The 13375-nt window shown below is 70.5% G+C and carries 9 protein-coding genes; 1 reads left to right on the top strand and 8 read right to left on the bottom strand.

Annotation, left to right across the window (positions count from 1 at the left end; translation table 11 throughout):
- Window positions 1-39: 39 nt before the first annotated feature.
- The 8 genes from H0X00_RS13930 to H0X00_RS13965 form a co-directional block, all read right to left on the bottom strand.
- On the bottom strand, window positions 40-540 hold the full coding sequence (locus tag H0X00_RS13930; protein WP_293771969.1) for a hypothetical protein: 501 nt from the start codon (window positions 538-540) through the stop codon (window positions 40-42).
- 153 nt (window positions 541-693) lie between these two features.
- Window positions 694-2274 (bottom strand): alpha/beta hydrolase, encoded by a 1581-nt coding sequence (locus tag H0X00_RS13935; RefSeq protein ID WP_293771971.1) that lies wholly within the window; start codon window positions 2272-2274, stop codon window positions 694-696.
- A 99-nt stretch (window positions 2275-2373) separates the two neighbouring features.
- Window positions 2374-3513: a DNA polymerase III subunit delta' gene (locus H0X00_RS13940; protein ID WP_293771973.1), complete on the bottom strand. Its 1140-nt coding sequence runs from the start codon at window positions 3511-3513 to the stop codon at window positions 2374-2376.
- A complete protein-coding gene (tmk, locus tag H0X00_RS13945; protein WP_293771975.1) occupies window positions 3510-5576 on the bottom strand; it encodes a dTMP kinase in 2067 nt (688 codons plus the stop codon). The genes H0X00_RS13940 and tmk overlap by 4 nt, the downstream gene beginning before the upstream one ends.
- Before the next feature lie 146 nt (window positions 5577-5722).
- On the bottom strand, window positions 5723-8539 hold the full coding sequence (gene topA, locus H0X00_RS13950; RefSeq protein WP_293772009.1) for a type I DNA topoisomerase: 2817 nt from the start codon (window positions 8537-8539) through the stop codon (window positions 5723-5725).
- Between the two features lie 174 nt (window positions 8540-8713).
- Window positions 8714-11080, bottom strand: a complete 2367-nt coding sequence (locus H0X00_RS13955) for a sodium-translocating pyrophosphatase (RefSeq protein ID WP_293772012.1) — start codon at window positions 11078-11080, stop codon at window positions 8714-8716.
- Between the two features lie 240 nt (window positions 11081-11320).
- Window positions 11321-11746, bottom strand: coding sequence for an ATP-binding protein (locus H0X00_RS13960; protein WP_293772014.1), 426 nt, complete (start codon window positions 11744-11746; stop codon window positions 11321-11323).
- Window positions 11747-11797: 51 nt separating this feature from the next.
- The gene (locus H0X00_RS13965; RefSeq protein WP_293772017.1) at window positions 11798-12139 is read right to left on the bottom strand and encodes an STAS domain-containing protein; all 342 of its coding nucleotides are present in this window, start codon (window positions 12137-12139) and stop codon (window positions 11798-11800) included.
- 138 nt (window positions 12140-12277) lie between these two features.
- Between H0X00_RS13965 and H0X00_RS13970 the strand changes: the two genes are divergently transcribed.
- The coding region (locus H0X00_RS13970) for a DEAD/DEAH box helicase (protein ID WP_293772020.1) at window positions 12278-13375 on the top strand (1098 nt) is incomplete at its 3' end.

Consider the following 13375-nt stretch of genomic DNA (forward strand, 5'->3'; position numbering starts at 1 on the left):
GCCACCCCCCGGGGTGGCCGCCGCTTCTGCGTGTCGGTGCTAGTGGTCCACGCCGGTCAGACGGAAGGTCAGGCGCGACTTGGTGTCCGAGACCTCGTTCACCCGCACGGTGCCACCGACGCCCCGGTAGTCGCCGGTGCCACCGGTGACCGGGATCGTGAAGCTGGCGTGGTCGTCATCGAAGTCGAAGCGGGTCGTGCCGGCGACGCGGATCGTGCCCTTGGTGAAGAAGTGCACGGTGACGACGCACCGCACTCTCGCACCGGTCGGGTAATTCTCCGGACCGTAGAACTTCTTGAAGACGCACCTACCGGTGTCCTTGCCGACCCGCTTGCCGTCCTGGCGCAGGTTCGAGGTGAACGAGAAGCTGTCGCCCACCTCAGGGTCCCCGGTGAAGTCGTCGTCGTAGTCCGTCTGTACCTCGGTCACCTTGATGACGAAGGTGTGGTTGGCGCTGGCCGGCGCGGCAGTTGCCACAAGGCCGGCGGCCACCATGCCGGCGGCACCGAGCACCGCGGTGGAGCGGGTCAGGTTCTTCATAGGTCCTCCAGAGCACGCCGGAACCGAAATCGGTCATCCGGATGAATTTATGCAGAACGTGACGAATCGCACCAGACAGTAAAGGTGAATCACTTTGCAATGATTCGGGCGACACCTGAGCACATGTCAGTTACGCAGGGTCAGATGCGCAGGTCAGTCGCATTCGACGCCCTCGCGGGGGGCTTCGCCGTTGACCAGGTAGTCCTCGACGAGCCGGTCGATGCACCGGTTGCCGTCGCCGTAGACGGTGTGCCCGTCGCCGTCGTGGGAGACGAAGACCCCCGATTCCAGCTGCCCCGCCAGCGCCTTGGCCCACTCGTACGGGGTGGCCGGGTCCCGGGTGGTGCCGATGACCACGATCGGGGCGGCACCGGGCCCGGTGACCGGCACCGGGCCGCCGTCGGGCTTCACCGGCCAGTAGCTGCACGGCAGCAGACCCCACGCGATGAACTCGCCGAAGAGGGCAGAGGCCTGCCGGAACCGCGGCACCTCGGCCTGGATCTGCTCGGCCGTCCCGCTGAACGGCCGGTCCAGGCAGTTGACCGCGGAGATCGCCTCGTTGGCGTTGTTCCCGAACGTGCCGGAGCCGTCGCGCTCCAGGTAGTTGTCGGCCAGCAGCAGCAGTCCGGTGCCGTCACCGTTGTACGCGGCGAAGATCGCCTGGCGCAGGAAGTCCCAGCGGCCCTGGTTGTAGAGGGCCGCCAGGATGCCGTAGGTGGCCGTCGCCTCGCCGACCTCGCGGCCGGCGCGCGTTCCCAGCGGCTTGTTGTCCGCCGCGTTGAGCATCGCCCGGACCCGGCTGTCGATCTCCCCGCGCTTGTCGCCGAGCTGGCAGTCCTTGTCCTTCAGACATGCCTTGACGAAGGCGTCCCAGGCCCGCTCGAAGCCCTGCGCCTGCGCGTAGGAGAGGTCCTCGAGGCTGAGGTCGGGCTGGACCGCGCCGTCGAGCACCATCCGCCCGACCTTGTCCGGGAAGAGCTCGGCGTAGCGGGCACCGATGAAGGTGCCGTAGGAGTAGCCCAGATAGTGCAGCTTGTCGTCGCCGAGGACCGCGCGCAGGACGTCGAGGTCGCGGGCGACGTTGTCGGTGTCCATCTCGGCGAGCAACGGCCCGGTCCGCTTGCCGCAACCCTCGGCGTACCCGCGCGCCAGGCGCTCGTAGGTCGGCAGGTCGCCCGGGTCGTCCATGGTGACGTCCGCGTCCAGGAACTCGGAGAGCTGACTGTCCGTCAGACAGTCGATCGGCTTGCTGTCCCCGACCCCGCGCGGGTCGAAGCTGACCAGGTCGTAGCCGGCCCGCACCGGCTCGGTGATCGCGGTGGCGGCCGCGTGCAGGTAGCTGACACCTGACCCGCCCGGCCCGCCGGGGTTGATCAGCAGCGAGCCGATCCGCTTGGACCCGGTGGTCCGTAGCCGGGTGACCGCAAGGTTGAGGCTCGGCCCGTCCGGCTCGGCGTAGTTGACCGGCACCTTGACCTTGGTGCACTGGAAGGTGCCCGCGCAGGAAGTCCAGTTCAGTTTCTGACCGGTGAAGGCCCGCAGAGCGGCCGGGTCCGCCGTCTCCGCGCTGGGCGCGGTGCTCGAGCCCGCAGAACTGGTCGGGGTGGCCGCGGGACTTGCCGCCGGGAGGGTGCCGGAGCCGCCGTCGCAACCGGACGCGATCAGGGCCCATACAAGACTGCAGGCGAGGGCGGCGGCCGCGCGGGTGCGGGGACCACCCAGCGGGATCATCATGCTCGCGACCCTATGCGAGCGCACTGTGCCGGCCGGTCACCGCCGCGTCATCGCAGTTCAACGCAGTTCAACGCAGTTCAACGCAGTTCAACGCAGAACTCAGCGCAGGCCGAGGGTCATCGCCTCGACGGCCAGCAACGGGGCAGCGTTGGTCTCCAGGGCCGTCCGGCAGGCCAGCACGGCCTCGATCCGGCGCAGGGTGACCTCCGGGGTCGAGGCCGTGGCCACGTCCTGCACAGCGGGCGCCTCGGCCTCGTTGACCAGGTCCACGCCGGAGCCGAGCTGGACCGCCAGCACGTCCCGGTAGAACGCGACCAGGTCCACCAGGGCCCGGTCCAGACCGTCGCGCTGGGACCGGGTGGCGCGGGTCTTCTGCCGCTTCTCCAACTCCTTGAGCGCGGCCGCGGCGCCGGGCGGTTGCTTGGCGCCGGTGCCGATTCCCAGAGCGGCCTTCAGCGATTCCCGCTCGGCCGCGTCGGTCACCTCGGCCGTGGCGGCCACATCCGCTTTCACCGCCTCGATCAACCGCTCGGCCGCCCGCAGGCAGGACCCGACGTCGCCGACCTTGCGCGGCAGCGCGAGCACGTCGGCCCGCCGGGACCGGGCATCGGGATCCCGGGCCAGGCGTCGGGCCCGGCCGATGTGACCCTGCGAGGCCAGCGCGGCCACCCGGGCGGTGTTCTCGTCCATCCCGTCGCGGCGGACCAGCACCGCAGCCACCGCAGCGGTGCTCGGCGTCACCAGGTGGATCGAGCGGCAGCGCGAGCGGATCGTCGGCAGCACGTCCTCGATGGCCGGAGCGCACAGGATCCAGACCGTCTTCGGCGGCGGCTCCTCGATCGCCTTGAGCAGCGCGTTCGCAGCCTGGTCGGTGAGCCGGTCGGCGTCCTCGGCCACGATCACCTGCCAGCGGCCGCCGGCCGGGGACAGCGCCGCCCGGCGGACCAGTTCGCGGGTCTCCTTCACCCCGATGCTGAGCAGTTCGGTGGAGAGCACCTCGACGTCGGCGTGCGTGCCGCCGAGCACCGTATGGCACTCCCGGCAGTCTCCGCACCCGCCCGCCGCGCACTGCAGCGCGGCGGCGAACGCGCGGGCGGCCACCGAGCGCCCGGACCCGGGCGGGCCGGTGATCAGCCAGGCATGGGTCATCGCACCGGGCTCGCCGGCCACCGCTGAGGCGAGCACGTCGACCGCGCTCGCCTGACCGACGACGTCGGTCCACACGCCACTCAGGCTCACAGGGGATTCTCTTCGGCGGGCAGCGGCTTCGTCGGTTCCGGGTCGGCGGTTCCGGGTGCGGGCAGCAGTTCCCCGACCCGCTTGATCACCGCGGCGGTTATCTCCGTCGGCGGCTTGGTCCCGTCCATCACGAAGTAGCGGCGCGGGCGCCGGGCGGCGCGGTCCAGGAAGCCGGCCCGGACACGGTGGTGGAACTCCATCGACTCGGACTCCATCCGGTCCGGCGGGAGCAGGCGACGTTCGGCCGCGACCTCGGGCGAGACGTCGAGCACGATCGTGAGCGCGGGGACCAGACCGCGGGTGGCGAACCGGGACAGCCGGTCGATGTCCGACGCCGAGAGCGCCCGGCCCGCAGCCTGGTAGGCGATCGAGGAATCGATGAAGCGGTCGGTGATCACCACCGCGCCGTGCTCGAGGGCCGGGCGGATCACGTCCTCCACGTGCTCCGCCCGGTCCGCGGCGTACATCAGCGCCTCGGTGCGGGCGGACAGGCCGAGGTCGTGGGTGTCGAGCAGCATCTGGCGCAGTCGGCGTCCGATCGCGGTGGCCCCGGGTTCGCGGGTGACCACGACCTCGTGCCCGCGCTCGGTCAGCCAGTCGGCGAGGCGCTGCACCTGGGTGGACTTGCCCGCGCCGTCACCGCCCTCGAACGCGATGAAGTACCCGGTGGCGATAGGGGCGGCCAGCGGTGTCTCCTGGCGCAGCGCGGCGATCACGTCCCGCGTCAGGGAGACACCCTTGCGGTCGTCCATGTGCCGGTAGGAGAAGAGCCCGACCAGCGCGGCCACCGCGCCGGCACTGAGGAAGACCACCGCGGCGCCGCTGTAGGACAGCGTGACGTCCTCGGTCGGATGCAGGTCGACGCTGCCGACGGCGCCGGCCAGCGCGGGCGAGGCGGCCAGCACCGCGACCAGCGTCAGGCGCAGCATCGACTGCACGAAGGAGAACGTCCGCCCGCGCAGCTCGTCGGCGACCTCGAGCCCGATCAGGGTGTAGCCGGTGACCCACGCGACCCCGGAGGCCAGACCGAGCAGCACCACGACCAGGACGACGACGGCGAGTTCCGGAATCACCGCGACCAGCATCAGCAGCAGCCCGGCGGCGACGATCGACATCGCGAACAGCCGGCGCCGGCTCAGCCCGGCCAACAGCCGCGGACCCACCAGCATGCCGAGGGCCAGGCCGACGAAGACCGCGCCGAACAGCGTGCCGTAGCCGGGGTTGCCGGCCCCGAGACCGCGAACGAACGTCGGCGCCAGGCCGACGACGGTGCCACCGGCCGCGAAGGCACCGAGCATCCCGATCAGCAGCCCGCGCACCACCGGCGTGCCGGCCACGAACTTCCAGCCCTCGACCAGCGAGCGCCACGGGCTCTCCGCCCGCGCCCGTTCCAGGTGGTCGTTCGGGATCGCCAACGTCGCCACCGTGCCGGCCGCGACCAGGAAGGTCAGCCCGTTCAACATCAGCGCCAGCGAGGCCGGGTGGGTCACGAAGAACTCGAAGCGCGCACCGAGGGAGCCGGTGATCAACGACAGCACGGTGAACAGCCCGGCCGCGATCGGCGCGGACCCGTACGCGGTGACCAGGCTGAGCTGGTTGGCCGCCTCCAGCCGTTCCCGCGGCACCAGATTCGGGACCGTGGCCTCCTTGGCCGGGATCCAGAACAGGCTCAGAGCCTCGATCAGGAACGTCGCGACCAGCAGCCACCACAGCGACCCGACGATCGGGATCGAGACGAACAGCGCCGCCCGCCCGACGTCGCAGACCACCATCGTGACCTTGCGGTCCAGCCGGTCCGCGACCACGCCCGCGATCGGGGCGAAGAGCAGCGCCGGCACGAGGCGCAGAATGAAGACGCTGGCTACTGCGTAGTTCTGGTCCGACGAGCTGTCCGTGGTGAGCTCGGCCGCCATCGCCGTGATGGCCAGCAGGCCCAGCCAGTCCCCCAGGCTGGACAGCGAGAGCGCCAGCCAGAGCCGCCGGAACGTGGCGATCCGCAGCACCGCCCGCATGTCCGTATCCGGCGCCACCGGTGGTGAGCTTCCGGGCGGCTGGTCAGGCATTGCCTCAGCCTATTGGCGACCCCCGACGCCGCCCCACCCGTCCCACGCGTCGGTCTTGCCTGACCCAGTGGTCGTTCCGCGCCCGATTTGTCCGTTCCGGTCGACCATTCGCTCATGCATGAGCGAGTGGTGCGGTGCACCGCCCGTTACGCCTCGGGGGCGACCTTCGCGGCGGCCTTCTTGGCCGGCGCCTTCTTGGCGGTGGTCTTCTTGGCGGTGGTCTTCTTGGCGGTGGTCTTCTGGGCGGCGGCCTTCTTCGCCGGGGCCTTCTTGGCCGGGGCCTTGCGGGTGGCCTTCTTGGCCGGGCCGCGGGCGCGGCGGTCGGCGAGCAACTCGGAGGCGCGCTCGTCGGTCAGGGTCTCGACGTCGTCGTCCTTGCGCAGCGAGGCGTTGGTCTCCCCGTCGGTCACGTACGGACCGAACCGGCCGTCCTTGACCACCATCGGCTTGCCGGAGACGCCGTCGACGCCGAGCTCTTTCAGCGGAGCCGCAGTCGAGGCCTGCCGGCCGCGGGCCTTCGGCTGCGCGATCAGGGCCATCGCCTCGTCGAGCGTCACCGTCAGCAGCTGGTCCTCCGAGACCAGCGAGCGGGTCTCGTTGCCCTTCTTCACGTACGGGCCGTACCGGCCGTTGGAGGCCAGCACCGGCTCGCCCTCGACCTCGCCGAGGGTGCGCGGCAACCTCAGCAGGTCCAGGGCCTGATCGAGCGTCACCTCATCGAGCACCATCGACTTGAACAGCGACGCGGTACGGGGCTTGTCCTTCGAGCCCTCCGGCAGCACCTCGGTGACGTACGGACCGAAGCGGCCGTTCTTGGCCAGGACCGCCAGCCCGGTCTCGGGGTGCACGCCGAGCACGCGGTCGTCCGAGGGCGCGGAGAACAGCTCTTCGGCCTTCTCGATCGTCAGCTCGTCCGGCGGCATCTCGTCGGGGATGTTGCCGCGCTCGATCTCGCCGTCGCGCTCGCGCTCGACGTAGGGCCCGTACCGGCCGACGCGGACGAAGATGCCCGCGCCGATCGGGATCGAGTTGACCTCGCGGGCGTCGATGTCGCCGACGTGGTCGGAGACGAGCTGCTTGAGCCCGGTGAGGATCGTGGGACCTGACGGACCGTCACCATTCGGCGTGACCGCGGGGGTGCCCTCCGGCGGGCCGAAGTAGAACTTGGAGAGCCACTCGACCATCTCGGCCTCGCCGTTGGCGATGTCGTCGAGGACGTCTTCCATCCGCGCGGTGAAGTCGTAGTCGACCAGGTGCGGGAAGTGCTTCTCCAACAGGCCGACGACGGAGAACGCCAGCCAGGCCGGCACCAGCGCGGTGCCCTTCTTGAACACGTACCCGCGGTCGAGGATGGTGCCGATGATCGAGGCGTAGGTCGACGGGCGGCCGATGTCGCGCTGCTCGAGTTCGGCCACCAGCGAGGCCTCGGTGTAACGCGCCGGCGGACGGGTCTCGTGCCCCTCCACTGTCATCGAAAGCGCGCGCATATCGTCATTCTCCGTGAGCAGCGGCAGCCGCTTCTCGCGGTCGTCCAGCTCGGCGTCCGGGTCGTCCGCGCCCTCGACGTAGGCCTTGAGGAAGCCGGGGAAGGTGATGGTCTTACCCGAGGCCGAGAACTCCGCGTCCTCGCCGGAGGACGAGCGGCCCCCGATGCGGACCGAGACCGACTGCCCGGCCGCGTCCTTCATCTGGGAGGCGACCGTGCGCATCCAGACCAGCTCGTAGAGGCGGAACTCGTCACCGGACAGGCCGGTCTGCGCCGGCGTCTGGAACTCCTCGCCGGCCGGGCGGATCGCCTCGTGCGCCTCTTGGGCGGTCTTCTGCTTGGACTCGTAGCGGCGCGGGGAGTCCGGGATGTAGTCGGCGCCGTAGAGCTGGGCGGCCTGCGAGCGCGCGGCCGCGACCGCGGTCTCGGACAGCGTCGTGGAGTCCGTACGCATGTAGGTGATGAAGCCGTTCTCGTACAGCTTCTGCGCGACCTGCATGGTGCGCTTGGCGCCGAACCCGAGCTTGCGGGAGGCCTCCTGCTGCAGCGTGGTGGTACGGAACGGCGCGTACGGCTTGCGGGTGTACGGCTTGCGCTCGACCTTACGGACGGTGAACGCGCTCGAGGCGAGCCGCGTCGACAGGGCACCGGCGGCGGCCTCGTCGAGGTGCATCACGTCGCCCTTGAGCTCACCGACCGAGGAGAAGTCGCGGCCGGAGGCGACGCGCTTGCCGTCGACCGAGGCGAGGCGCGCGACCACCGTGGTGGGCTCGTCCGCGTTAGCGGCGCGGCCGGTGTCGAAGGTGGCGTCAAGGTCCCAGTACGCGGCGGCCCGGAAGGCCATCCGCTCCCGCTCCTTCTCGACCACCAGGCGGGTGGCCACGGACTGCACCCGGCCCGCGGAGAGCCGCGGCATGATCTTCTTCCACAGGACCGGGCTGACCTCGTAGCCGTAGAGCCGGTCCAGGATGCGCCGGGTCTCCTGCGCGTCGACCAGGCCCTGGTCCAGCGCGCGCGGGTTCTCGACGGCCTCGATGATCGCCCGCTCGGTGATCTCGTGGAACACCATCCGGTGCACCGGCACCGTGGGCGCGAGCAGCTCGCGCAGGTGCCAGGCGATCGCCTCGCCCTCGCGGTCCTCGTCTGTCGCCAGGTAGAGCGCGCTGGCGCCTTCCATAGCGTCCTTCAGCTTCTTGACCTGGGCCTTCTTCTCCGCGGCGACCACGTAGAGCGGCTCGAAACCGTGGTCGACATCGACGCCCAGGCGGGCCCAGGACTCGCCCTTGTACTTGGCCGGGACCTCCGCGGCGCCGTTGGGCAGGTCGCGGATGTGGCCGTAGGAGGACTCGACGACGTAGGCGCTGCCGAGGTACCCGGCGATCTTCTTGGCCTTGGTGGGCGACTCCACGATGACCAGGGCAGGCCCGGATCCGGCAGCCTGACCATCACGGCCACGCGCCTTCTTCTCAGCGGCCACTTACAAGCTCCCCGGTCGTCCTGAATGCGGCTCGTCCCACCCCGACGGGAGGCGCCGAGTCGACACGATAGCTCCCGTTGCCTTGACAACCCGCCAGCGCTCCTTGGGGCGCCGACGCGGCGGACCCGCCGCCCCCGGTGGGGACGGCGGGTCCGAAACGTGCGTTTGGGCTGGTCAGCCCGTGACCTCGGCGGTCGACTTGCCCGAGGTGCTCTCGTCGCTGACGGCGATCGACCTGCGCTTGGAGTTGATCACCGCAGCGACGATGATCAGCATCGCGACGCCGGCGATGGTGCCCCGCATCGCGTCGCTCTCGTCCTCGCCGATGCTGAGCTTGACCACCGCGGGGGCGATCAGCAGCGCGACCAGGTTCATCACCTTGATGAGCGGGTTGATGGCCGGGCCGGCGGTGTCCTTGAACGGGTCACCGACGGTGTCACCGATGATCGTGGCCTCGTGAGCCGGCGATCCCTTGCCACCGTGGTTGCCGTCCTCGACCAGCTTCTTGGCGTTGTCCCAGGCCCCACCGGAGTTGGACAGGAACACCGCCATCAGGACGCCGGACGCAATCGCGCCGGCCAGGAAGCCCGCGAGTGGCGCCGTGCCGAGGCCGAAGCCGACGGCGATCGGGGCCATCACGGCCAGGATGCCGGGCGTGGCGAGCTCCCGCAGCGAGTCCCGGGTGCAGATGTCAACGACCCGGCCGTACTCCGGCTTCTCCGTGCCCTCCATGATCCCGGGGTGCTCGCGGAACTGACGGCGCACCTCGAACACGATGGCGCCGGCCGCGCGGGCGACCGCGTTGATCGCCAGACCGGAGAAGAGGAACACCGCGGCGCCGCCCAGGATCAGGCCGACCAGGATGTTCGGGTTGATGATGTCGAACGTGGCCAGCGCCTGCTGGGTGCGCAGTCCGAGTTCGGAGGGGTCGACCCCCGTCTCGTCGACGGCCTTGATGACTTCGTTGTAGTACGAGCCGAACAAGGCGGTCGCGGCCAACACCGCCGTCGCGATCGCGATGCCCTTGGTGATGGCCTTGGTGGTGTTGCCGACGGCGTCGAGGCTGGTGAGCACCTGGGCGCCCTCGCCGTGCACGTCGCCGGACATCTCCGCGATGCCCTGGGCGTTGTCCGAGACCGGACCGAAGGTGTCCATGGCGACGATGACGCCGACCGTGGTGAGCAGACCGGTACCGGCCAGCGCGACCGCGAACAGCGCCAGGATAAGCACGCCGGAGCCGAGCATGTAGGCCGCGTAAACGGCCAGGCCGATCAGCGCCGCCGAGTAGACCGCGGACTCCAGTCCGACCGAGATGCCGGCCAGGATGACAGTGGCGGGACCGGTCAGCGAAGTCTTGCCGATGTCCATGACCGGCTTGCGGTTGGTCTCGGTGAAGTAACCGGTGAGCTGCTGGATCGCCGCGGCGAGCACGATGCCGATGAGGACCGCGACGACCGCGAACATCCGCGGGTCGCCGTCGACGATCGAGGCGCCGGTCTCGTCGAGCAGCTGCGAGGACGCGGACAGACCCTCGTAGGAGTCGGGCAGGTACACGAACGCGGCGATCGAGCAGAAGACCGCCGAGGCCACCGCCGAGATGAAGAAGCCCCGGTTGATCGCGGCCATGCCGTTGCGGTCGCCGGGGCGCGGGGCCACGGCGAAGATGCCGATGATCGCGGTGAGCACACCGATCATCGGGACGATGAGCGGGAAGACCAGGCCGTCGTTGCCGAAGGCGGCCACACCCAGGATCAGGGCGGCGACCAGGGTGACGGCGTAGGACTCGAAGAGGTCCGCGGCCATACCGGCGCAGTCACCGACGTTGTCACCGACGTTGTCGGCGATGGTGGCGGCGTTGCGCGGGTCGTCCTCGGGGATGCCCTGCTCGACCTTGCCGACCAGGTCGGCGCCGACGTCCGCGGCCTTGGTGAAGATGCCGCCGCCGACTCGCATGAACATCGCGAGCAGCGCGGCGCCGAAGCCGAAGCCCTCCAGAACCTTGGGGGCCTCCTCCTCGTAGATCAGCACGACCGTCGCGGCACCGAGCAGGCCGAGGCCGACGGTGAACATGCCGGCCACACCACCGGTGCGGAAGGCGATCCGGATGGCCGGCAGCTCGCCGGCCTTACCGACCCGGGCCGCGGCGGCGACGCGCACGTTCGCGCGGACGGCCAGCCACATGCCCACATAACCGGTGATCGCGGAGAACACCGCGCCCACCAGGAAGAAGATCGATCGCCCGATCCGTTCGTTCGAGCTCTCGGCCGGCAGCGCGAAGAGAATGAAGAACGCCAGCGCGGCGAACACAGAGAGTGTCTTGAACTGCCGCGTCAGATATGCGGACGCCCCCTCCTGCACAGCGAGGGAGATCTCCTGCATCTTCTCGGTGCCCTGGTCGGCCCGAAGGACCTCCTTGACCAGGAAACCTGCTACTCCCAGCGCCAGCAAGGCGACGAGCGCGACCACGAGCACGATCGTCGTGTTCCCGCCAGAGAGGGAGACCGTCTCGCCGCCTTCTGCGGCGAGGTTGATCCCTGACATCAAGTCCTCCTACAAGGTGGGGCTTCGGCTGCCCCGGGGACGGCGCCTGGCCACATCCAAGGTGAGCCCGACACACGCGAATTGGGGGCGGCGGACGAAATGGACGCCGCCGGGTCAAACGCGGGGAGTCTACGCAGGTCGGAGGGCTCGACCGAACCCCGCCCCCGGGGCGCGCCGGGGCGGATTCGGAGGACGGTTTGAACGGCCCCCGTCCGATTTGTCCGGCTGGACAGGAGCGCCTCAGAGCGCGGTGGCGGCCCAGGTCATCCGGACCACGGTGCCGTCGATGCCCGGGATCACTGCGACGTCGTCGACCAGGCCCGAGATCAGAGCCAGGCCCAGCGACTCATCCATGTCGTCGGGGTCGGCGTCCAGGAGGTCCGCGGCCGACGTGATCCCGGGAAGCGGGACGCCGATCGGCACCACGTCGGCCACCTCGACACAGAACCGGCCGGGCTCGGTGAGCAGCCGCATCGTGACCGGTTCGTTCAGGCCGGAGCGGGTGTGCTGACCGACCGCGCGGGAGCAGGCCTCGCCGACCGCGAGGCGGACCTCGTCGAGCAGGTCGTCGCCCACACCGGACCGGCGCGCCACGGTTGCAGCGACCAGACGCGCAGTGCGGACGTGCGCGGGCAGCGCACTGAACCGCAGGTGGACGGTGGGCACGAGGCAGGCCCCGGTCTCTGAGAGAGGGATCGGTGAGGAGGCCCGGCACGATCAGCCGACGGCGGTGAGAGCCTCGGACACCGTGTCGTGGATCGGGAAGACCTTAGTCAGCCCCGTGATCCGGAAAATCTTGAGGATCCGCTCCTGGGTGCAGACCAGGCGTAGCGACCCTTCGTGGGCGCGCACCCGCTTGAGCCCACCGACGAGCACGCCCAGACCGGTGGAGTCGAGGAACTCGACACCCTCCATGTCCACGATCAGGTGGTAGCGGCCCGCGTTGACCAGGTCGACCAGCTGCTCGCGCAGCTTCGGCGCCGTGTAGACGTCGATCTCGCCGCCGACGGCGACCACGGTCCGGTCACCCTCGTCGCGGGTGGTCAGGGACAGGTCCACGGGAGTCCTCCAGCACGTTCGACAGGTTCGGCTTGGGGCGTCGTCCCCATTCAACCACCCACGGAGGGCCGTTCCCGGCATGGAGAAACGGCCCTGGAGGTGCCCCTACCCGTCGGAGGCGTTTGCAACACTGCCGTCGTGGCCTTCGACGTGACCTGTTCAGACGGCCGGGCCGACCAATTGCTTGCCGGTCTGCTGCTCGGGCCGGGCCGCCGGGAGCGGATCACGCACGTGCACCGATCACCGGCCCGCGCCCAGCGTCAGGTCGACTGGCCGGATTGGATGCCTCCCCTGCTGCAGGAACGCCTGAGCGGAATCGGCATTCAGCGGCCCTGGGAGCACCAGGTGGCTGCCGCCGAGCACGCCCGCGCGCGCCGGTCGGTGGTCCTGTCCACCGGAACGGCGTCCGGGAAGTCGCTGGCCTACCTGCTGCCCGCGCTGACCGCGGTGCTCTCCGGCGCCGCCGGCCCGACCGCCAACTGCCCCGGCGTGCTCTACCTGTCCCCCACCAAGGCGCTGGCCGCCGACCAGTTGGCCGCCATCGGCCGCCTCGGGCTGGCCCAGGACGGCGTGCGGCCGGCCTGCTACGACGGCGACACCCCGTTCCCGGAGCGGGACTGGATCCGTAGCCACGCCAACTACCTGCTCACCAACCCGGACATGCTCCACCGCAGCCTGCTGCCCGGGCACGCCCGTTGGGTGCGCTTCCTGCGCACGCTGTCGGTGGTCGTCATCGACGAGTGCCACACCTACCGCGGCGTGTTCGGCTCCCACGTGGCCCAGGTGCTGCGCCGGCTGCGCCGGATCTGCGCCCGCTACGGCTCCGACCCGGTCTTCGTGCTGACCTCGGCCACCGTCTCCGACCCGGCCGGCTCCGCGAGCCGGCTGACCGGGTTGCCGGTGGTCGAGGTGACCGAGGACGCCTCCCCGCGCGGGGAGGCCGCGTTCGTGCTGTGGGAACCCCCGCTGACCGACCGCACCGGCGAAGGTGGGGCCCCGGTGCGGCGCACCGCCCTGGCCGAGACCGCCGACCTGCTCACCGACCTGGTCCTGGGCGACGCCCAGGCCGTCGCCTTCGTGCGCTCCCGGCGGGGCGCCGAGGTGGTCGCCCTGCTGGCCCGGGACGCCCTCGCCGAGGTGGACCCGGCGCTGGCCGGCAAGGTCGCCTCCTACCGCGGCGGCTACCTGCCGGAGGAACGTCGCGCGCTGGAGACCCGGCTGCGGGCCGGGCTGGTG

Origin of the sequence: Sporichthya sp. (assembly GCF_013815995.1) — a bacterium.
In the GTDB taxonomy this organism is placed as follows: Bacteria; Actinomycetota; Actinomycetes; order Sporichthyales; family Sporichthyaceae; genus Sporichthya.